The following is a 19,862-nucleotide window of genomic DNA, read 5'->3' on the forward strand; positions in this document are numbered from 1 at the left end:
TCCCGTCCGACGGCGTCAGCCTGCGCAGCAGGACAGTTTGGTGACGTCGGTGGTGAAAGTCTGCGCGGTCAGTTTCAGCGCTTCGGCCATGGTCAGGTACGGCGCCCAGGTGTGGGCGAGCCGGTCGACGGTCAGACCCGCGGTCATCGCATAGGTGGCGGCGGTGATCAGGTCCCCGGCGCCGTCGCTGAGGGCGTGCACGCCCATGATCCGGCCGGTGCCGGCTTCGGCGACGATCTTGACCAGGCCGCGGGTGTCCCGGTTGACCAGCGCCCGCGGCACGCTCGACAACCCCAGCACCCGGCACTGGCAGGCCAGCCCGGCCGCGGCGGCTTGCGCGTCGGTCAGTCCGACCGAGGCGATCGCGGGGCTGGTGAACGTCACGCGCGGCACCGTGGTGTAGTCCAGGACGCGATCGGCACCGGCCAGGGCGTTGTCGGCGACCAGGGTGCCCTGCGCGGCGGCCACGTACACGAACTGCGGATCCCCGGCCACGTCCCCGGCCGCCCAGATGCGCGGATTGCTGCTGCGCTGGCGGTCGTCGACCACGACCGCGCCCCGCTCGTCGACGGCGACGCCGACCGCATCCAGGCCCAGCCCGGCGGTGTTGGGGCGGCGGCCGGTGGCCATCAGCACCTGCTCGGCCCGCAGCTCGGTGCTGGCGCCGCCGCCGGTGCGCACGGTCACCACCTTGTGCCCGTCGTCGGCGAGGACCTTCTCGACGGTGGCGGCGGTGAGCACGTCGATGCGCTCGTGGGCGAAGACGGCCTCGAGCGCGGCCGAGATTTCCGGTTCCTCACCCGAGGTCAGCCGGCTACGCGCGATCACCGTGACCTTGCTGCCCAGGCGGGCGAACAGCTGGGCCTGCTCGAGCCCCACATAGCCCGCACCCACCACGATCAGCGACTCCGGCAGCTGCTGGAGGTCCATGGCGGTGGTCGAGGTCAGATACCCGGCCTCAACGAGGCCGTCGATCGGCGGAGCCCAGGGCGCGGCACCGGTGGCGATCAGATACTGGTCGGCCTCGATCACCCGTACACCGCCCTCGGCGCGCGCGACCCGCAGCACGGGTGCCTCGGCGCTGCCGTCGAACACCGCGGTGCCGGAGACGATCTCCCACCCGTAGTCGGCGGCCAGGTCGACATACTTCTCCGCCTGCAGCTGCCCGACCAGCGCGTCCTTGCCCGCGATCAGGGCGGGGAAATCCAGCGGCACCTCGGCGGGGGTGAGCCCGGGGAACCGGCCCGCCGCCTCGGCGGCGTGGCGGGCCTCGGCGGCGGCCAGCAGCGCCTTCGAGGGCACACACCCGACGTTCACGCACGTGCCCCCGACCGTCCCGCGCTCCACCATCACCACCCGTTTGCCGAGGTTGACCGCGGCGATGGCGGCGGCGAACGCCGCCGAGCCGGAACCGATGATCGCCAGATCGGCGCGGGAATCTGTCAAGGTCACGAGGGTGCCTCCTGGTCGGGCAACCGCTGAACCGACAACGGCTGCTATTCGTGTTGACGAATATCTACCGGAACCATATTATGCGTTTATCCGAATAGTTCAAGTCTCGTGGAGGCGATCCCATGGCCCGGTCCACCACCGCCACTGTCACCGTGCCCGGTGCCGAGTCGGCGTGTACGCATCTGGATACGACGGCGAAGTTTTTTCGCGCCCTGTCGGATCCGACCCGGCTCAAGCTCCTCGAATTCATCCTCGCCGGGGAGCGCACCTCCGCCGACTGCGTCGAACACGCCGGCATCTCGCAGCCCCGGGTGTCGGTACACCTGTCCTGCCTGGCCGACTGCGGGTATGTCCTCGCGCGCCGCGACGGGAAGAAACTGCGGTACTCCGTGGGTGATCCGCGGGTAGCTGACCTGGTGATGCTGGCGCGGTCGCTGGCGGCCGACAACTCCGCCGCGCTGGGCTGCTGCCCGCGCATCCCCGCCGCGGACGGTAGTGGGCGGCGATGAACACACCCGACAACAAGGCGATGAACACACCCGACAACGACTCGGGCGGGTTCGGTGGTCTGCTCGCAGTGGCCGGTGGCGTGCTGGTGATGGTCGCCTGCTGCGCCGGTCCCGCCCTGATCGCCGGCGGCGTGCTCGCCGGTCTCGGCGGTGTCTTGACCAGCCCGTGGCTGCTTGCCGCAGGCGTGCTGGTCGTGGCCGCCGCCGTCGGCTACACCCTGCGGCGCCGCGCCCGTAAGGCCACGGGGTGTTGTCCGCCCCGACCCGGATCCCCTCGGTCGGCTCCGGCCGACCGCGACCGGACGGAAACCCCGGCATGACCGTCTCGAACTCTGACACCCCGATGAGCGGTCGCGAGACCGCGCTGACACTCCCTCGCCCCCCGCACGAAAGGCCACTGTCCTCGAATGGCCACTCTGCCACGCTTTCGCCGCCCCGCCCTCGCCGCCGCCGCGCTGGCGCTGTCCGCAGCCCTGGCCCTCACCGGGTGCACCTCGACCGACACGACGGCGCAGGATCCGGTGGCGCCGGTGCAGGTCGACACCGTCACCGGCACCTCCATCAGCGTGCCCGGTGACAAGCCGACCGCGTTGTTCTTCTTCTCCGTCGGCTGCGGCGAATGCGTGGGCGGCGCGAAATCGGTGGCGCAGGCGGCCGGACAACTCGGCGACAAGGCGTCGTTCGTGCTGGTCGACATGGATCCGGGTGAATCCGCGCAGACGGTGGCCGGGTTCCAGGACTTCACCGGCACCCAGGCGCTGCCCGCCGTGATCGACACCGGCGCCACCCTCACCACACGACTCTCGGTGGCGTCGCTCTCGACGCTGGTCGTGGTCGATCCGGCGGGCAAGGTCACCTACCGCGCCACCGACCCGTCCGCCGACCAGATCACCACCGCACTGCGCGACGCGGGAGCGGCGTGATGGGCGGACTGCTGGCGCTGGCGTTCACCGCCGGGATGCTCGCCCCGGTCAACCCGTGCGGATTCGCGCTGCTGCCCGCCTGGATCACCCACACCCTCGGCGACACCACCACCGACGCGTTCCCGGTCCGCATGGCGCGCGCCCTGCGCGCCGGGACCGCGCTCACCCTCGGATTCGCGGGCACCCTCGCCGCGGCGGGCCTGGCCGTCAGCGCCGGCGCCCGCGCGCTCATCGCCGCGGCCCCCGCCTCGGCCTGGCCGTCGGCGCGGCGCTGGCGGTGCTCGGGCTGGTCATGCTCACCGGCCGTGGCCTTGGCCTGCGCCTGCCCCGCCGCGCTCAGCGCCCGCCCCGCGCATCGATGACCACCACCGGTATGGTGGCCGCCGGTGCCGGCTATGCGGCCGCGTCGCTGTCGTGCACCTTCGGGGTGCTGCTCGCCGTGATCGCCCAAGCCCAGGCCACCGCCGGATGGGCAGCGCTGCTGGTGGTGTTCGCCGTCTACGCCGCCGGGGCCGCGACGGTCTTGCTGCTGGTCAGCCTCGCCACCGCCGCGGCGGGCACCGCTGCCACCCGCTACCTCGCGGTGCTCGCCCGCCACGGCACCCGCATCACCGCCGTCGTGCTCGTCGCTACCGGCGCCTACCTCGTCTGGTATTGGTGGCCCGCCGCTATCGGCAGTACCGGTGGTGCCGCGATGGGCTCCACCGCCTGGTCCGCCGCGGTGAGCATCTGGATTCAAAACCACACCGGCACGGTCATCATTCTCGCCGTGGCGGCCGTGGCCGCCACGCTTGCCGCCACCGTCGTTGCCCGCAACACCCGGGCCCGACACCGCGACGCCACCCCCGACAACGACTGCTGCGCCCCCGCACCCGCCACAATCGAGGAGAAACACGCGCGCTGACCGCGCCGACCGGTCGACTGCCGTACCCCTTCCAGAGCGATTCGATCGAGGAAAGGCACCGAGCACATGAGCGAACGCTACGACACCCTGGTACTCGGCGGCGGCATGGCCGGCCTGCCGCTCGCGCTGCGCGCGGCCCGGCACGGCCGCGTCGCGTTCGTGGAGAAAGAACTGCTCGGCGGGACCTGCCTCAACCGCGGCTGCATCCCCACCAAGACCATGATCGCCTCCGCCGCCGTGGCGCACCAGGCGCGCCGCGCCGCCGAATTCGGGGTCCGCCTACCCGGACCGGTCACCGTCGATTTGGCCGCCGTGGTCGACCGCAAGAACACCATCGTCGACTCCATCCGCGCGGGCTCCTACCGCACCGTCGAGAAATCAACGGACCTCGACTTCTACCACGCCACAGGACATTTCACCGCACCCCGCACACTCACCGTCGACGGCACCGACCTGACCGCCGACCGGATCTTGCTGGTCACCGGCACCCGCAGCACCATCCCCGCCATCGACGGCCTCGACACCGTCCCCTACTTCACTTCCCGCACCCTGCTGGACCTCACCGACCTGCCCTCACATCTGCTCGTCGTCGGCGGAGGCTACGTCGGCTGCGAGTTCGCCCAAATGTTCCGGCGATTCGGCTCCGAGGTCACCCTCATCCAACGCGCCGACCGGCTGCTGCCCGGCGAGGACCCCGACATCTCCGCCGCCGTCAGAGAGGGCATGACCGCCGACGGCATCACCGTGCTCACCGGCACCACCTGCACCGCGGCCACCGGCACCACCGGGAACATCCGGCTCGGCTGCACCGGCAGCGAAGCCGACGACATCACCGGCAGCCACCTGCTGATCGCGACAGGACGCACCCCCAACAGCGACAATCTCGGCCTCGAGTACCTCGGTCTCGAACCCGACCCACAGGGCTTCCTCACCGTCGACGCCTCCCTGCGCACCGACGCCGAAAATGTTTGGGCGCTCGGCGATCTGCGCGGCGGGCCCATGTTCACCCACACCGCCCGCGACGACGCCGACATCGTCTACCGCACCATATTCCGAAGCCAGGACCGCACCACAACCGGGCGCATCGTGCCTCACGCGGTGTTCACCGACCCCGAAGTCGGCGCCGTCGGGCTCACCGAACCTGCCGCCCGCGCCGCCGGCTACGACGTCGTCGTCGGGCGCCAGGACTTCACCGGCGTCGTGAAAGCCCGCGCCATCGGCAACACCCGCGGCCTGGTCAAATTCGTCGCCGACGCCGCCACCGACCGTATCCTCGGCTGCCACATCGCCGGACCCGACGGCGGGAACCTCGTTCACGAGGCCGTCATCGCCATGACCACCGGCGCCACCTACACCCAACTCGCCCAAGCCATCCACATCCACCCCACCCTCGCCGAAGCGGTCAACACCGCCGCCGGCGGCGTCCACCGCGAAATCGGCGCATAGACACCCCATGAGCATCGCCCGGTACTCGGGTGAGGCCATTTTCCGACTGCCACGGATAACACCCTGTTATCTGTAGCATCATGACATCCGGCCTGCGCCGACTCCGCTCCGGCGGTGCGCGACGCGGACCTGTTATCTGCGGCAAGCCCAGTGAGGGAGGTACCACCGTGCCGTCCGGGATCACCGTCCGCGCCGCCGGCGACAGCTTCCTCGACTCGATCGGCTCCCCGAACACCCGCCGCGCCTACGGCATCGCCGTCGACAAGACCACCGCCACGCTCGGCGAGACCCGGCGGCTGGCCGACGTCGCCGACGATGAGATCGGTGAAACCCTCGAAACCCTGTGGGGCTCCTCAGCAGTCAACACCTGGAACGCCCGCCGCGCCGCGGTCGCGTCGTGGCTGGCGTGGTGCCGCGAGCACGGCCACACCGCCCCGGCGGTCCCGGCCTGGGTGAAACGCTCCACTCCACCGGACTCCACCACCCCGGTGCACTCGCGCACCGCGATCGACCGGCTCATCGCCCGCCGCGACATCGACCTCCGGGAGAAGACGCTGTGGCGGATGCTCTACGAAACCTGCGCCCGCACCGAGGAACTGCTCCAGGTCAACATCGAGGACCTCGATCTGGCCGGGCGGTGTTGCCCGGTGAAGTCCAAGGGCGCCAAGCCCCGCACCCGCCGCCGCGGTGCCACCTACCACGAGTACGCGCACGAGCTCGTGTACTGGGACGCGGGCACCGCCCGGCTCCTGCCACGCCTCACCAAGGGCCGCACCCGCGGACCGCTGTTCGTCACCCACCGCCGACCGGGCCCCGGAAAGGCCGCCGCCGACCGGGACATCTGCCCCGACACCGGGCTGGCCCGGCTGTCCTACGGCCAGGCCCGCGCCGTGCTGGATGCCGCCACCGCGACGAATGGGCCCGGCACCGGTTGGGATCTGCACGAACTTCGGCATTCCGGCCTGACGCATCTCGGCGAGGCCGGTGCCAGCCTGGTGGAGCTGATGGCCAAGTCCCGCCACCGCAAACCCGAGAACCTACGCCGCTACTTCAAACCCTCACCGGCAGCCATGCGCGGCATCACCAGCCTCATCGGCCCCGACCGCAGCCACCGATAGCGGCCACCAACAAGAGCGTCCGTCTACCCGCTGACCAGGCACTACGCGAACTTCGTTGTTTTTTGCGCCATTACTACCGTGACCCCGTTAGGACGGTTCACTTTCTCCCTTCCTCCTCGACGCGAATCGTTCATCATGCCGTTGACAGGCACCTGGCCTATTGGACACGGCAGTCTCTAGGTCCGCACGTACCCCTCCACAACGTCGGACCACTCCCACACGTGACCGTCATACGAGACCGGCCCGAACTCGTCGTCGGGGTCGACCGGCTCGGCCTCGCCGGAGTCGATCAGGTCGACCATCCGAGCTGCGTCGATCACCGCACGCCCCGCCGCCGCGCTGCCCGAGTTCGGGAGCGAACCGGTCGCGGCGACTGCTGCCGCGATCGGGGTCGGACGCCCCGCGATGTCCGCCGCGATCCACTCACGCACCCCGTCGAACAGCGTGACCTGCACTGTCGGCGGTTCGCAGCGCCCGTCGAGGCAGTCGGCGAACTCGTCGGAGTTGGCTGCCAACCGCTGCAGGAGCGGCTGATAGACCTGGTAGTGCCAGCTTCCCGGCGACCACGAATGCACCTGGTCGTCGCCAAGTTGTTCGTAGGCGACCTTGTGTGCCGACATCGTCGCGGTCAGTTCCTCGACCATCTTCGGGTGCCGATACCAGCAGCCCTTGATCCGGTCGGTGAGCCGGTAGCAGCCGCGAAACCACTCCACCCAGTCGATCAGCTCGTCCCACAACACTTGGGCTTGTTCCTGGTCGAGGTGCCGCCACGACAGCCGGCCCGGTGTGTACCCGCTGCTCATCCGAGCACCGCTTCCCCGCTTGGGCATGACCAGGCCCAAGCGGGCAGCTCCCCCGTCTCGCAGACCCAGTTGTAGACCTCTTGAGAGTCGAGAACTCGCTTTTTCCAGTGCGGAATGTCCCACACCAGCGGTAGATGGACCCGCGCCGGAGCCGCACCCCGGTAGATCATCAATGCCTGGTCAGCAGGCATTCCGCGAATCTCCGGGGCAGTCATCACCTTCGCCTGCCGAGGAGCCTGCGTCGGAGACCACCACTCTTCACGTTCACCGGTCAATCGGGAGATCTGCTCGAGCTCGTTCACATCACCGAGGCCGGGCAGGATGATCCGCACCGGCGAGTTCGTCGTGAACATCTTCCCCGCGCTCGGACCCCATCGCCGGATGTTCTGCTCCTGACCGTGGCAGAACGCCCAGATCGAGATCCCTCGCCCGGCGCTGTCGGATACCTTGTCGGGCAGATCCGGAATGGGCGCGACATTGTTGACCTCATCGAGAACGAACCGCACCGGAGGATCGATTCTCTCCTCTGGGTACTCCCGCGAAATCTCTTTGGCCAGGTAATACGCCTCCGCCGCCAACGCCGTGACGATCGGTGCGCTCGAGCCGTAGGAGCCTTCGGAGATCAGATACAGCGTCCCGCCGTCGCGAATGAGCTGCGCGAGGTTCACCGACTCGTCGGCGGTGACATTGACCGCCGCCATCAGCTTCGGCGAGGCGAGGGGATCGAGCAGCGTCGAGACCGTCGACATCACATCGTCGACCGAATCCGATCCCGAGCCGCCGAGCTGCGAATACTCCACGCTCCACGTCGGCAGATCCCGATCCAGAATCTCCTTGACCTTCGGCACCTGCCGCTGCATCGCCCAACGATAGAAGGTGGTCACATCCCCACCGGACACCGCCGCCGCATACAGACAGCACCGCAGGTACTTCGCTGCATTTGTCGAGAAGTACCCACCATTCTTGGTATCCCCGAGGGGAACAGCCTGCACCAGCGCATCGGCACGCCGGATCGCCGTGTCCGGGTCATCGCAGCCGGCCAGCAGGGACCACCGCATCGGCGTCGGCCACCGCGTGATGGCCTCGGGGTCGAACACCTCGACCGGGCCGGACGCCAACCGTTGCCCGACCGTCGACCACAGCAGATCAGGTTTGGTGGTCGTGGCCAGCACGAACCCGACCGACTCGACGATCCGCTGCCAGGCCAACCGCCAGCTCTTGCCCGATCCGGTCGGACCCTCGACCAGCGTGCCGTCCCGGTACTGAACGAACACCTCGGCATCTTTGCCATGCTCGCCGTAGAGCGCGCCGATCCGGGTCGCCACCTGGTGCGCGTCGATCTTGCGGGCCGGAGTATCACCCAGGCTCGCCCGATTCGTCTTCGCTGCCTTCACTGCGCTCTTACGATCGAGGCCGCGCTGCCGCAGCTCCGCCCGGTCCGCAAACCCTTCCTGGCGCGTGCGCTGAGCGCGCTGACGTGCCGAAACCTTCCCGTCGATCACGAGCACGACGGCGATATAGACCAGCATCGCCACGATCAGGCACACCCACACCGCGACCGCCGAGCCCGGCCGCGAGTCCTCGGGCCAGCCCACCGTCGGATCGCCCGGCGTGAGCACCAACGCCCGCAACACCGACAACGTGCCGTGCAGCCCTTCCGGGAACACCGGACCCGCCCCGGTCACCAGGCCGGCAACCGCGCCCCCGGCGTACACCGTCCACAGCACCCCAACGATCACCACGACCACCGGGCCGGTACCGACCGGAATCACCGGCTGCGACGGCCGCTGCTGACCGCGCTCGCTCACTGCACCGCCCCCACCAGCTCGGCCAACTCCTCGGCATCGAGAGTGTCCGGGAGCCGGGTCTGCCCGACCAACGTGCTCGCCTCACCCCGAATGACCTCATCGGTGTCGGTGAGGACGATCTCGAGCGGGGACCGCTCGTGCTTCATCAGTACCGGATCGGACTTGCCCATCACCACCAAGCACTGGCCTTTGTGCATCGACATCAGCAGATCCACGCAGTAGTCGGGCAAGTGGTACATGCGAACCGTCTGCTCGGCATCGTCGACCCGATCCTGCCCGTACAGGAACACGATCCCGGCTTCCTGCATCAACGCTCGAGCTGGAGAATCCGCAGGTAGATCGGCGATGTGGTGGAACGCCGAGACCGTGGACAGGCCCAGGCCGCGAGAGAGCTTCATGTTGTCGCGGAAAACCCTCCCGGTCGACCCTTCCGCGATGTGCCAGCCTTCCTCGACGATGAGAATGGTCTGCTTGTGCTCGGATGCGCGAGCCGCGAGAACATTCGACAGCCACGTGTTGATGACCGTCATCACCACCCGCAACGCCGGTCCTTTATTGGGCAGTTCGGACACGTCGAAGTGCACGAGCGGATGGTCGAGCGCATGACGGACATCGGTCGAGGTCGGCTGATCGACCAACCCGCGCAGATCCCCTTCGCAGAGCTGCCGCAGCGCCAGGCCCGGATCCCGGCCCCACCGGCACGCTTCCTTCTCCCACACCTCACCGAAGGTGGCCGTCGCTTCCTCCGGCGTCGACAGCAGTAGATCGGCGACATCACGCAGGATCGGCTCGGTGCCTTCGCTGCGGGCACGTTCGTTGACCAGTCTCAGCGCCAGGTTCAGCGCCGCGATCTCCGTCTGCACCAACGTCCGCTGCATAGTGTCCTCGAGTACCGCGGCAATCAGAACCTCTTGACCGGCCGGCACGATGCCACCAGAAGTGGTCACCGACGACGAAATCGCCGGGTCCATGATGTTCAACCGCGCACCGTCACCGCCGGTCTTGAACCTGATCGACGGCACCCCCAGCGACTTGGCGAGCTCGGTGTACTCACCACCGCGATCACCCTGACGCTTCTTGTCGATCACCACGACCTGACGGCCGGCCGCGATCTGCCGCAGTCCCAGGGTGGTCTTGATCAGTGAGGACTTCGCCTTGCCGATGTCACCGACCACCGCGACGTTGATGTTCTCGATCTCACTTCCGTACAACGCGAACGGATCGGTGATGACCAGCGCATTCGACATCAGGTTCCGCCCCGACACGAGTCCTTCGTGCCGCACGTTCTTGCGGGTGGTCGCCAGATTCAGTGCTTCGGCCTGCCGGGTCGTCGACCACACTCCTTCCGGGCGTGGCTCGTACCAGCCCCACCGGTCGAGCCACTTGTTGCGATTCGGCGGACGCCGGCGAGGAACCACCGGCGTGTCCGCCTGATCCACCTCCGGAGCGGTCGGCGCAGGCGCAGTGCCCTTTTTGCGGCTGCGTAGTGACGGCATCAGACCCCCTTGGCCCGGGTGTACTTGGTGGCCGCGAGTCCGCGGCCGAGCGGCAGGGTGAGGAATTGGGCGACGTCGTGGCTGTCGTCGAACCAGGTGAACTCTTTGATGGCGGCTTGGTCGGCGGCCTGCTCGAGCCGCGCACACGCCCGCATCACCGCATCCTCATCCGGTGCGGTGACCGACACCGCCATCGACCAGATCACCCCGTGGTGCCCCGATCCCGGCTTGAGGTCTTCGCGGCGACGCAGCGACGCCGACGCCATGACCTCCGACGCGCCATCGGTGACCTGGCCCTTCTTTCGCTCCTTGTACTGGCGCGCTGCATCCTCGGTCGCGTCCTTGCGTGCCACCTGACGCGCTTTGACCGCATCGACGAAATCCATCCGCACCTTCACCGTGCGGATCGTCGGCTGGGCCGGAATCCCTTCGATGGGATCACCGGGGTCCGGGTCGACCCCGGTCAGCAGCGGCGAGAGCCACTCGGCGTGCAGCGGGATCGGTTCGATCGAGCCGGGGCGGATCAACCCGACTCGGGTATCCCATCGGTCCGACACCCGCGCCGACAGGTCCCCGCCGACATACGACGGCCAGCAGTTGCCCCAGCTCGCGCCACGGTGGGCATCGAGCGCATAGGACGGATCGAGCATCGAGCGGAACACCGCACAGGCGCGCTGTTGGCCGAGCACCTGCACCTGCCCGAGACGAGCCGAGGTCAGCGCGCCGACCGCCCGCATGGTCTCCTCGACGATGACCTGGCCGATACCGGCCCTCACCTCTACGCCCTTACGCTTGGCGACCGCTCCGGCCGCCGACAACAACTCGACCGACTTCGGGAAGATCAGCGTGGCGTAGCAGCGATGCTCTTCCGACTCCGGGGCCAGACCGTCGATGAGCTGGCCGTAGGACTCGACCGCGGGCATCACCCGGGCTGCATTCGGGTTCGCACGCACCACCGATTCCATCCACGCCACGTGCGGAGTCAGATCGGCCGGCACCGACCGGTGCACCATCTCCAGACCCCGAAGCAGCGAGGATCGGCGCGCGAACGAGGCCAGCGTGCGCGAGAACGCCTGCGAGGTCACCGCCCATTCCTCCGCGCCGCGCAATCCTTCGGCGAGCCCTTGAATCGACAGCACCACCGAGTAGTAGTTGTTGTCACCAGGCGTCCGGTGCTCGAGGATGAACATGTCATCGAGACCTGTATCGGTCAGATCCAGCGGAGCGGCATCCCCGAGCGGCACCGGGAACTCCCAGCCCGGATCGGCCCCGAGCACCCCGTACAACTCACCACCGGGTGCCCGATAGACGTGCTCACCGCGCCTGCGCCGCCGCCGATCCCGGATCCGGTGTAGCTTCTCCCCCGCCCAAGACCGGCGGCCGCCCATGTCGGTGGTCGCCCACAGCGTGCCGCCCACCACCGCGAGGACACCGGCCAGTGTCCAGATCGTCGAGCCGAAGAAGACGAACAGGAACATCGAGACCATCAGCGCCGCTGCATAGGCGAACAGCACCGGTTCGGGAACGGGGATCAGTCCTCGGCGAGCGATTTCCGACCCGAGGATCGAGGTGCGCTGCTCACTGTCGCTCATCACTGATCTCCCATGCCCTCGGCCCGCTCGGGGGCGTTCTGCGCTGCCTGCGCCGCCTTGTTCAGTGCCGCACCGCCGACCGTCCCGGCCACCATGACCGCCCCGACCCCGGCCGAGGCAACCGTGCCGGAGATACCCTTGGCCGCGGACATGAGCTTGCGTGTGTTCGCCCCGCCGTGCCCGCCGCCGCTGTGACCTGCATTAACACCGGAATGCTGGTGCGAGGTGGATCCGCCGGTGCCGTGGTGCACCGACCCGTTCGACGACGAGGCCGAGCCCCCGCCACCGCCGACTCCGCCCACGTGGGAGGTGGCCGCATCTGCCGAGCGGGCCGCAGCGACCTCGCCACCACCGGCCGCGCCGCCGCCGCGGGCCATCATCGCCATCTGGGCGGTCTGCATGGTGCCGCCCAGCCCCTCACCGGCCGCCGAGCCGGTATCGCCGAAGCCTTCCGAATCCTCGCTCGACGGCAGGAAGGGCGCGTACTTGAGCAGTGACCACGGTGCCAAGCCGACCAGGCCGATGCACACGGCCGTCATCGCCAGCGCCCCGAGGGAGGCAAGGTCGCCGTCGACGTAGGCCCCGGCGCTGCTGTCGATCAACACGGTGGTCAAGAACCCCAGGCCGAGGAAGATCACCGGCTTGGAGAACACGATCGAGACGAACACGAAGATCGGGCGCATCGCCTTCTTCCTCAGGGTCGGATGGACCCACAACCCGAACGCGACACCGGTCAGGCCGGCGAGGATCGGTAGGGCGGCGGCGTGCATCAACATGCCGAAGAACAGCGCCAGCGCGCCGAGGAACAGCAATCCGAAGAACACGATGCCGGTCAGGGCACCGCCGACGACGGTGTCATTGGTGATACTGCCGAGCATTGTCGACACCGACACCACGGCCTGTTCCATGTCCTGGGCGAGCAGGCCGGAGAGCGCGGTGGTCAGTGCGTGCGAGAGCTGGACCAGCATTTCGGCGGCGGCCGGCGCGAACATCATGCACAGCACACCCAACGGGGCGTATCCGATGAGACTGTGTGCCAGTTCCATGCGGGTCGATTTCTGTGCCGAGGTTCGGTAGATCGTGAACAGTGCGGTGATCGACATGACGAACACCCCGATGCCGCAACTGATCGCGTACCACCGCAGGAAACCCTCATCCCGCGGGTTGAACTCGTGGATGTTCGCCAAGCCCTCGAGGACCGAGGTGGTCAGCGATACCGCGCTTTCCTTGGTGCTGTTGGCCCAGTCGTCGATCACGCTGCCCGGATCCGCGATGAACGCGACCACATCGCTGGCCTTGTCGACGGCCGCCATGCCGAGGCCGACGCCGAGCTGGATCTGTAGGGGTGTGACGGCCTTGAGGACCACACCGCCGACTCTGGCGAGATCGAGGAACCGGTCGGCGAAGTCCGAGTTCTGCTCTTTCCAGTTCCAGATGCCGCCGAACATCGCTCCGATCTGCGTGTTCCAGCCCCGGCACTGGTTGATCTCGCTGATATTGGTGCCCTTGTCGCAGTCGAGGAAATAGGCCCTGTTGCACAGCATCTCGTGGTCGCTGCACGGATTCTCGAAGATGTCCTCCGGCAGGTTGTCGACCCACTTCTGGTGCTTCATCACTGCGATCGAACCGGCGTCGGGTGCAGCCGCCCAGGTGAATCCCCAGTGGTTCCCGCTCGGCTCGGACCACTTCGCCAGATCCGCAGCGCACACCTGGGCCGAGGGCGAGAACTCCGGGTCGCCACCGGGGAAGGATGCCGGCCAGGTGGTCGGAGCCTTGCCGTCGAGCACCGCTTGCTTCGCTTCGTCCTCCGAGACACCCATCAGCTCGGCGTACTGCGCGATACGCTGCGTCACCGGGGACGCCCAGTACAAAATCTGCTGGTCGAAGCGGAGGTACTGCGCGAGATACTGCCCGAAGTCGCCACCCTTGTCCGCACACGCCGGATCGGTCGACCACCCGGCCGCCTCGAACTCCGGGTGACCGGGAAAGAACTCTTTGAGCTCGTCGGGCATCCCGGCAGGCCACCCCTCGGCAGCGCCACTGAGCGGCTGCGCCCACGCGGCCGTCGCACTCGAGGCCAACGCGAGCACCGCCAGTAGCACCGCAAGAAAAGTACGGACAAGGGATCGCATGATTACTCCACGAAGAAGGTGTAGAGGCCGTTCGCACCGAACTCGGCGAGAGTGGAATCCCCTTCGGGGAACGAGACCTCTTCGGGCTCGGGGCCGGAACGGAACGCCCAATCGACGGCCTTCCAATCCCCGTTCTCCCACTCCAAGGTCACCGTGGTCGTGGACCAAACAGTAAGGACGCTGACCTTGCCCGTGCCGCTCAGATCGTTCTGGCTCGCCGAGACCGCCCACACCGACACCACCGCACGGTCATCCGAGTAGTCCGTGACGTTGACCAGGGCGGGAAGGACGTTCATCACCGTGCCCTCGGCCTGAGTCACGCTCTCGTCGAGGACGGCCAGCAGCGCATCGCTGGCGTTGCTGCCGACGAGGGCCGACTTGGCCTCCTCGGCAGAGGTTCGACCGAGAGAGACCTGGTTTGCGGCCTGCACGAAGTTCGTTGCTGCCGTTTGCGCGCCTGGCTCGGTGCGGTCGTAGCCATGCGGCACACCGTTGGTGATCGAGTTGGGGCCGTGCCCGGTCCGCACCGTGTCGGACTCCGAGCTACCGCCGCTCAGCCCCGCGAGAATGCTCCCGAGGATCGTCACCACGAGCAGGATCACCAGGCCGTACTTGAACCATGTGGGCAGTCTGTCGAACGCCGCCTTCCAGCCTTTCGTCTCGGCCGTCGTCACTGAGGATGTCGGCGTCGGTGCTGCTGTGGCCGGAGGCGATTGCTGCGAGCCCGGCTTGATCGAGCTGAAATCGGGTGCCATCTGATTCTCCTGACAGTGCTGGTAGATCGGCTATCAACCGTTGACGAGGAACAAGATGGCGCCGACGATGATCCCGGCTCCGGCCACGCAACCGAACGCGACACCAGCGGTCTTGGCCGAATCCATCGAATCGCTCAGTTCACTCTGGTAGCCCCCGGCGCGAGCCTTACGGATCTTGTAGAGCGAAATGATCAGGTTGACTGCGGATACCGCCAGGACCGCACCCCAGATACCGCCCGCAATCCGCGACCACGTGCTCTGGAATGTGGGGCCGAACACCCCCAGATCAGGGGAAATTCCGTCGAGCGGATTGTTGGTCTGAGCCGAAGCGGTACCGGCGGTGAGCAGTACCGCACCGATCGTGGCCGACAGCAGAGACACGGCGCGAGCCACACGACGAGGCAGCGAACGAACAGAGGTAGTGCCAGACATCACAGGGTTCCTTTCACACACAGAGGGTCAGACGTAGGGGTCGAAGCTCGACGGCTTCGGTGGTTGCGGCCGCCGGGCCGGGGCCGGCGGCTCGTGCACCTCCTCGGCCGAGTCGGCCGAGGAAGCGTGTGCGGCGTCCGGTTCTGCCGCAGCGTCGGCAGACGGGCGATAGTCGAACGGGATGTCTCGGGCCGGGTCGGTCTCGGCTACCGGCACGGCAGCCTCGGCAGGTGGTTTCGTTACCGGTTCGGGAGCCGGTGCAGGCTCAGGCGCCGGTGCGGGAGCTGCGAAGCTCGCAGTGTCCGCCGCGAACGTCGGGGCGGACGGTGCCGGTGCCACCGCAGGTGCCGGTGCCCACTGCTGCCGGTATTCGGCCTGCCGTTCGACGATGGCCTCGGCCAATGCATCGGTCACCAGCGCCGCGACATTCGTCCACGCGATGATCGAGGACTGCGACAGCGCCTCGAGCGTGATCCGCTCCCCGGTGGCGAACACCGGCTCGAACGGCACCCGGACGTAGGTCTGCACACCGAGAGAGTCGAACTCGTCGACAATCGCGGTCTCGAGGTTCGGATCGGACCCCGGCGTCGCGCACAGCAGAACGATCGCCGAACGCACCAGATGCTCGAGACCCCGCTTGACCAGTCCGTCGAGCATGGCGTAGGCGTGCTGGGCCATGTCCCGGCGCATCGGCAGCGGCACCACCAGTACATCGGCGTGACGTACCGCCCACTGCCACGCCCCGGCCTGCGCGGTCGTGGCCGTGTCGACAATCAGCAGGTCACGATGACGACGCAGCACCGCTCCCAACGCCGCGCACTCGTTCTCGCTGAGCACGTCGTCGTAGGAGGAATCGGTATCACCGGCCAGAATCTCGTCGTGCGTGGGCTGGAGTCGCAGATGCGCCGCCAGCTCCCCAGCCTCGACATCGCCGGACATCAACCGCGACGCATTGGCCAGCACATCCCACACCGTGCGCTCGACCGATGTGGTCCGCGCGGCCCGAATACCGAGGGTGCCGCCGGCCTCGCCCATGTCCACCGCGACAACACCGCGGCCGCGATGCTTACCGAGCATCGCCGACAGCACGATCGTCGTCGGCGTCTTTCCCGCACCGCCCTTGGTGTTGACCACCGTGACCATGCCCGAGCCCGGAAGCGTGCGCGCGATGGCCTCGACCGCTGCTCGGTAGCCGGTCTCCGCCGACTCCGGTGTCGGTGCCAGCTTCGTGCCCAGAGCTGCATTGACCCGGCCACGCCAACCCCACCGGGCCGGCTGCGACAGTGCCGGAGACGCCGCCTCGTCGAACAAGGAACTGTGTGTCGAGGCAGCCACCGCCGGGGCGGCCGGCTCGTCGACGGCCACCAGAGCGTCCACCCCGACCCCGTACGGATCGGCGATCTGCTCGGTGACCGGTTCGGGAACCGGCTGCGGTGCGTGCGGTTCGAGGGCGAGACGGTTCGGGCGCAGCCGCAGCCGACGCGGATCGATGGTCGGTTCGTGGTTGTAATCGGAGATGTCAGCCATCACGCTCACCTCACACAGTGGTGACGGACGACACGCGCCACCCGTCCCCGTTGTCGGTCAGCACCACAGCGACGTACTGCACATCACTGCCGATCTCGGTGCCGCTGGAATCGGTGACCGTGCTGGTCACCTCGTACATGCCGTGGTACGTCGTCGCGGTGTTCGCCTGGCCCTGGTTGGGGACCTCGACCGCCACGGCGGTGACCGTCGCGCCCTGCGACGCCCACAGCGCCCACTCGCCGGTGGCCTTGACCGGGATCTCGGCATCGGCGCGGACCTGCGCGTCGAGTTCGGGGGTCAGCGCACCCAGATCCGCAGCCCGCACCGGCGCGTCGTTGCGATTGGCGTCGGTGCGGGTGTCATACGAGAACCAGGTCTCGACGACCGTCCGGCCGAGCTCGCCCGGATCGTCGGTGTCGACTGGCGGTGACGCCGACGCCGTCGACGGCTCGGGGGGTGCGCTGACCTCGGTGGGAGGCCACGCCTGCGTCGAGGTCGACCGCTGCGCAGTGGAGGTCGACGGCGCCCGATCCTGTTCGGACCCCGAGCTGCACCCCGCTACGGTCAGTGCCCCGGCGACGGCGCCGATCAGGGCCAGTCGCCGGATCATTCGGCCACCACCAGGTCCGACAAGCGGATCGCCCGCCACTCGCCGAAACCGGGTTCGAGGCACCACTGCTCGGCCGGATTTCCGGTCTGCACCACCTCGAGGTCGAGGATGACCTGCTTCTTCGCGGCCAGATCGGCCAGCTTCACGCCGTCGAGGCGTTCGCTGCTCACCCGTAGGCGCAGGCGCACCGCTTCCGCGTCGAGGTGTTCACGGACCTTCGCCGCGAGGAACACCGCCTTGCCTGCGCTGGCCTCATCTGCCGAATCCTGATCGCCGGGGCGGAAGATGCGGTCGTCCTTGTGGAACGAGCCGTACCAAGCAACCTCGCTGGTGCCCGCGTCGCCGACGACGGCGAACGAGCCACGGTCGTCACCGGCCGACCACAAGCCGACCACCGGCGCGCCCGCCGCGGCCGCGGCCAGTGCCTGCGCCCGTGCGCGCTGCTCCCGCTCGCGCAGTGCGTCGTAGTCCACGTCGCACTGCTTGTAGAGCTCGCGCTTGACCTTCGGCCATTGGGTGCGCGTCATGAGCGTGTTCTCCGTCGCCCATGCCCGCAGGTCCGACGCCGTCAACTCCTCGACCTTCCGGGCCGATCCGAGGCTGCGGACCGCTGCCTCCGCCTTGTCCCATTCGTCGCTCACGGCGGGGTGTCCTCTCTCTGGCGTCTCATCGTTCCCGATGTCCTGGTGTGTGAAAACTGTTGTGTATCAAGTAAATCGCATGGCTCTGACATTCTCCGGTGGCGTCCAGTCGGTGATCTGAACCTTCCCGCCCGACTGGGGTGCCTCCACAACCTTGTTGTTTCCCAGCCAGATCCACACATGGCCCGGATGCGGCTGCACGATGTCCCCGGGCCTCAGGTCCGAGGACGTGGTGATCGGTGTTCCGCGAGGATCGCTCACCTGAGCCGAGTCCTGGTGCGGCAGAACGATTCGTCCGTCCGTCGCTTGGGCGACTGCGTAGAGCACCAGACCCGAGCAGTCGAACCCGATCTTGTCGTGGTCGCCGCGCGCGTCGGCCGCACCACCGTCACGGATGCCGGGGGTCGGGCCGCTGGTATCACCGCCGCCCCAGGCGTACTCGGTGCCCAGCCACCCAAGTGCCGCATCGACGACCGGTGAACCGGTCGTCGGCGGCCGCGGAGCCTGGTCGACCCCGGCGAAGTCGGGGCGGCGAGCGATGATGTCGCGGACGTATCCGGTGGTCTCGGCGTTGCCGCACACCCCGCCGGAGGCGAGCGTGCCGCCGGGGCCGCAGTTGTAGGCCGAGAGCATCAACTCCGTGCCGTCACCGTGGACTTTCCCTTCACGAAGCCACTGCTGCGTCAGCTCCCACATCTGGCAGTCGTAGTCGGCCATCGACATCACCGCATCGCCGATCGAGTTCACATCTGCCACGCCGTCGCCGTCGTAGTCCTTACCGATTCCGCTCCACGTGGCGGGCATGAACTGGCCCGGTCCGCGGGCCCCGGACGGAGAGACCGGCGAGCTCGGGCCGTGGCGGAAGTTGTTCTCCTGGTAGAGCTGGGAGGCGAGCAGGGGTGCGTCGATCGCGTCGCAGGTCTGTGCCGCCTCGAGGATCCACTCGCGGAACTCCTCGGGCACCGAGCCGCCCTCGAGGGTGGTTCCACCGGGGCGAGCCAATCCGGTGCAGCCCGCACCGAGGGAGGTTTCGGCCGCCACCAGCCGCACGTTCGGCGGGATCTGGCCCTGCTCGGGAGCATCGAGCTCACCGGCATCGGCCAGCCAACCCATCGGGTCGATCGGGGATCCGCCGTCGAGCCGGCCGCCGGGCCAGACCTCGAAGTGCAGGTGGGGGCCGGTCGAGCCACCGGCGTTGCCGACCGCGCCGATCAGATCGCCGGCGCGCACCTCATCGCCGACGTCGATGAGCACACCGTCCGGGTACATGTGCCCGTACACGGTCGAGAGGGTCTGCCCGTTCGAGGTGACCGAGTCGACGATGATCCAGTTGTCGAAGCCACCCTCGTCACCGGGGCCGGAATCCCCGGCCGCGACGACGATCCCGTCCATCGGTGCGTAGAAGGGCGTGCCGATCGGGGCCGCAAGGTCGACGCCGTTGTGCTGGCCGCCCCACCGCGGGCCGAAGCCGGAGGTGAACGTGTACGTGCCGGTCACCATCGGCTGCACCTTCGCCCCGGAGGCGCCGCGCAGGCTGTTCGGCGACCGCGATGCTCCCTGCGTCGGAAGGCAGTTGTCCGGCTCGGGATTCTCGCTGCCGCACATCACCAGCGACCCCATCACCGCGACGACACCAGCGGCCAGCGCGAACCTCGACGTCGAAGAAGCCACATCTCTCACCCCCTTTGCATGAGTGCTTGTCGCTAGCCCGCCC

20 protein-coding genes are annotated in these 19,862 nt (G+C 68.2%); 8 read left to right on the forward strand and 12 right to left on the reverse strand.

Going from position 1 to position 19,862, the window contains the following annotated elements; genetic code table 11:
- Window positions 1-15: 15 nt before the first annotated feature.
- The gene (gene merA / locus G6039_RS15375; RefSeq protein ID WP_005195274.1) at window positions 16-1,452 is read right to left on the reverse strand and encodes a mercury(II) reductase; all 1,437 of its coding nucleotides are present in this window, start codon (window positions 1,450-1,452) and stop codon (window positions 16-18) included.
- A gap of 122 nt (window positions 1,453-1,574) precedes the next feature.
- Between merA and G6039_RS15380 the strand changes: the two genes are divergently transcribed.
- The 7 genes from G6039_RS15380 (at window position 1,575) to G6039_RS15405 (ending at window position 6,352) form a co-directional block, all read left to right on the forward strand.
- Window positions 1,575-1,961, forward strand: coding sequence for an ArsR/SmtB family transcription factor (locus G6039_RS15380; protein WP_004018626.1), 387 nt, complete (start codon window positions 1,575-1,577; stop codon window positions 1,959-1,961).
- Window positions 1,958-2,281 carry a hypothetical protein gene (locus G6039_RS15385; RefSeq protein WP_005180211.1) on the forward strand — a complete coding sequence of 108 codons (324 nt, stop codon included), beginning with the start codon at window positions 1,958-1,960 and terminating at the stop codon, window positions 2,279-2,281. The genes G6039_RS15380 and G6039_RS15385 overlap by 4 nt, the downstream gene beginning before the upstream one ends.
- A gap of 87 nt (window positions 2,282-2,368) precedes the next feature.
- Entirely contained in the window at window positions 2,369-2,884 is a 516-nt protein-coding gene (locus G6039_RS15390; protein ID WP_005180213.1) for a TlpA family protein disulfide reductase, read from the forward strand.
- Entirely contained in the window at window positions 2,884-3,246 is a 363-nt protein-coding gene (locus G6039_RS30635) for a hypothetical protein (RefSeq protein ID WP_235194086.1), read from the forward strand. The genes G6039_RS15390 and G6039_RS30635 overlap by 1 nt, the downstream gene beginning before the upstream one ends.
- On the forward strand, window positions 3,243-3,788 hold the full coding sequence (locus G6039_RS30640) for a cytochrome C biosynthesis protein (RefSeq protein WP_235194085.1): 546 nt from the start codon (window positions 3,243-3,245) through the stop codon (window positions 3,786-3,788). Before G6039_RS30635 ends, G6039_RS30640 begins: the two co-directional genes overlap by 4 nt.
- Window positions 3,789-3,854: 66 nt before the next feature.
- Entirely contained in the window at window positions 3,855-5,234 is a 1,380-nt protein-coding gene (locus tag G6039_RS15400) for a dihydrolipoyl dehydrogenase family protein (protein WP_005206419.1), read from the forward strand.
- A 167-nt stretch (window positions 5,235-5,401) separates the two neighbouring features.
- On the forward strand, window positions 5,402-6,352 hold the full coding sequence (locus G6039_RS15405) for a tyrosine-type recombinase/integrase (RefSeq protein ID WP_005195278.1): 951 nt from the start codon (window positions 5,402-5,404) through the stop codon (window positions 6,350-6,352).
- A 176-nt stretch (window positions 6,353-6,528) separates the two neighbouring features.
- Here the strand turns inward: G6039_RS15405 and G6039_RS15410 are convergent, their stop codons facing one another.
- The 11 genes from G6039_RS15410 to G6039_RS15460 all read right to left on the reverse strand — a co-directional run bounded on the left by G6039_RS15410 (window position 6,529) and on the right by G6039_RS15460 (window position 19,648).
- Window positions 6,529-7,155 carry a hypothetical protein gene (locus G6039_RS15410; RefSeq protein WP_006947294.1) on the reverse strand — a complete coding sequence of 209 codons (627 nt, stop codon included), beginning with the start codon at window positions 7,153-7,155 and terminating at the stop codon, window positions 6,529-6,531.
- Window positions 7,152-8,963, reverse strand: coding sequence for a type IV secretory system conjugative DNA transfer family protein (locus G6039_RS31260; RefSeq protein WP_040270528.1), 1,812 nt, complete (start codon window positions 8,961-8,963; stop codon window positions 7,152-7,154). Before G6039_RS31260 ends, G6039_RS15410 begins: the two co-directional genes overlap by 4 nt.
- The gene (locus tag G6039_RS15420; protein ID WP_231386060.1) at window positions 8,960-10,459 is read right to left on the reverse strand and encodes an ATP/GTP-binding protein; all 1,500 of its coding nucleotides are present in this window, start codon (window positions 10,457-10,459) and stop codon (window positions 8,960-8,962) included. Before G6039_RS15420 ends, G6039_RS31260 begins: the two co-directional genes overlap by 4 nt.
- Window positions 10,459-12,051 carry a hypothetical protein gene (locus G6039_RS15425; protein WP_029547317.1) on the reverse strand — a complete coding sequence of 531 codons (1,593 nt, stop codon included), beginning with the start codon at window positions 12,049-12,051 and terminating at the stop codon, window positions 10,459-10,461. The genes G6039_RS15420 and G6039_RS15425 overlap by 1 nt, the downstream gene beginning before the upstream one ends.
- Window positions 12,051-14,183 (reverse strand): hypothetical protein, encoded by a 2,133-nt coding sequence (locus G6039_RS15430; protein WP_040270525.1) that lies wholly within the window; start codon window positions 14,181-14,183, stop codon window positions 12,051-12,053. The genes G6039_RS15425 and G6039_RS15430 overlap by 1 nt, the downstream gene beginning before the upstream one ends.
- Window positions 14,184-14,185: 2 nt before the next feature.
- Complete coding sequence (locus G6039_RS15435; RefSeq protein WP_206531069.1) at window positions 14,186-14,938, reverse strand: DUF8175 domain-containg protein; 753 nt, start codon at window positions 14,936-14,938, stop codon at window positions 14,186-14,188.
- 33 nt (window positions 14,939-14,971) lie between these two features.
- Window positions 14,972-15,370 carry a hypothetical protein gene (locus tag G6039_RS15440; protein WP_206531070.1) on the reverse strand — a complete coding sequence of 133 codons (399 nt, stop codon included), beginning with the start codon at window positions 15,368-15,370 and terminating at the stop codon, window positions 14,972-14,974.
- 27 nt (window positions 15,371-15,397) lie between these two features.
- A complete protein-coding gene (locus tag G6039_RS15445) occupies window positions 15,398-16,897 on the reverse strand; it encodes a nucleotide-binding protein (RefSeq protein WP_006947285.1) in 1,500 nt (499 codons plus the stop codon).
- 10 nt (window positions 16,898-16,907) lie between these two features.
- On the reverse strand, window positions 16,908-17,507 hold the full coding sequence (locus tag G6039_RS15450) for a hypothetical protein (RefSeq protein ID WP_006947284.1): 600 nt from the start codon (window positions 17,505-17,507) through the stop codon (window positions 16,908-16,910).
- Complete coding sequence (locus G6039_RS15455; protein WP_006947283.1) at window positions 17,504-18,148, reverse strand: hypothetical protein; 645 nt, start codon at window positions 18,146-18,148, stop codon at window positions 17,504-17,506. Before G6039_RS15455 ends, G6039_RS15450 begins: the two co-directional genes overlap by 4 nt.
- A gap of 66 nt (window positions 18,149-18,214) precedes the next feature.
- Complete coding sequence (locus G6039_RS15460; protein ID WP_206531071.1) at window positions 18,215-19,648, reverse strand: peptidoglycan DD-metalloendopeptidase family protein; 1,434 nt, start codon at window positions 19,646-19,648, stop codon at window positions 18,215-18,217.
- Between G6039_RS15460 and G6039_RS15465 the strand changes: the two genes are divergently transcribed.
- Window positions 19,635-19,841 (forward strand): hypothetical protein, encoded by a 207-nt coding sequence (locus G6039_RS15465; RefSeq protein WP_152103812.1) that lies wholly within the window; start codon window positions 19,635-19,637, stop codon window positions 19,839-19,841. The two genes, G6039_RS15460 and G6039_RS15465, sit on opposite strands and share 14 nt — an antisense overlap.
- Window positions 19,842-19,862 lie beyond the last annotated feature (21 nt).

Origin of the sequence: Rhodococcus aetherivorans (assembly GCF_011058165.1) — a bacterium.
GTDB lineage: Bacteria > Actinomycetota > Actinomycetes > Mycobacteriales > Mycobacteriaceae > Rhodococcus > Rhodococcus aetherivorans.

What these genes read in the sequence shown, in the direction of transcription:
- G6039_RS15380 (WP_004018626.1), top strand. Translation starts at nt 1,575, where the DNA reads ATGGCCCGGTCCACCACCGCCACTGTCACCGTGCCCGGTGCCGAGTCG.
- G6039_RS15385 (WP_005180211.1), top strand. Translation starts at nt 1,958, where the DNA reads ATGAACACACCCGACAACAAGGCGATGAACACACCCGACAACGACTCG.
- G6039_RS15390 (WP_005180213.1), top strand. Translation starts at nt 2,369, where the DNA reads ATGGCCACTCTGCCACGCTTTCGCCGCCCCGCCCTCGCCGCCGCCGCG.
- G6039_RS30635 (WP_235194086.1), top strand. Translation starts at nt 2,884, where the DNA reads ATGGGCGGACTGCTGGCGCTGGCGTTCACCGCCGGGATGCTCGCCCCG.
- G6039_RS30640 (WP_235194085.1), top strand. Translation starts at nt 3,243, where the DNA reads ATGACCACCACCGGTATGGTGGCCGCCGGTGCCGGCTATGCGGCCGCG.
- G6039_RS15400 (WP_005206419.1), top strand. Translation starts at nt 3,855, where the DNA reads ATGAGCGAACGCTACGACACCCTGGTACTCGGCGGCGGCATGGCCGGC.
- G6039_RS15410 (WP_006947294.1), bottom strand. Translation starts at nt 7,155, where the DNA reads ATGAGCAGCGGGTACACACCGGGCCGGCTGTCGTGGCGGCACCTCGAC.
- G6039_RS15420 (WP_231386060.1), bottom strand. Translation starts at nt 10,459, where the DNA reads ATGCCGTCACTACGCAGCCGCAAAAAGGGCACTGCGCCTGCGCCGACC.
- G6039_RS15425 (WP_029547317.1), bottom strand. Translation starts at nt 12,051, where the DNA reads ATGAGCGACAGTGAGCAGCGCACCTCGATCCTCGGGTCGGAAATCGCT.
- G6039_RS15430 (WP_040270525.1), bottom strand. Translation starts at nt 14,183, where the DNA reads ATGCGATCCCTTGTCCGTACTTTTCTTGCGGTGCTACTGGCGGTGCTC.
- G6039_RS15435 (WP_206531069.1), bottom strand. Translation starts at nt 14,938, where the DNA reads ATGGCACCCGATTTCAGCTCGATCAAGCCGGGCTCGCAGCAATCGCCT.
- G6039_RS15440 (WP_206531070.1), bottom strand. Translation starts at nt 15,370, where the DNA reads ATGTCTGGCACTACCTCTGTTCGTTCGCTGCCTCGTCGTGTGGCTCGC.
- G6039_RS15445 (WP_006947285.1), bottom strand. Translation starts at nt 16,897, where the DNA reads ATGGCTGACATCTCCGATTACAACCACGAACCGACCATCGATCCGCGT.
- G6039_RS15450 (WP_006947284.1), bottom strand. Translation starts at nt 17,507, where the DNA reads ATGATCCGGCGACTGGCCCTGATCGGCGCCGTCGCCGGGGCACTGACC.
- G6039_RS15460 (WP_206531071.1), bottom strand. Translation starts at nt 19,648, where the DNA reads ATGGTGACCGGCACGTACACGTTCACCTCCGGCTTCGGCCCGCGGTGG.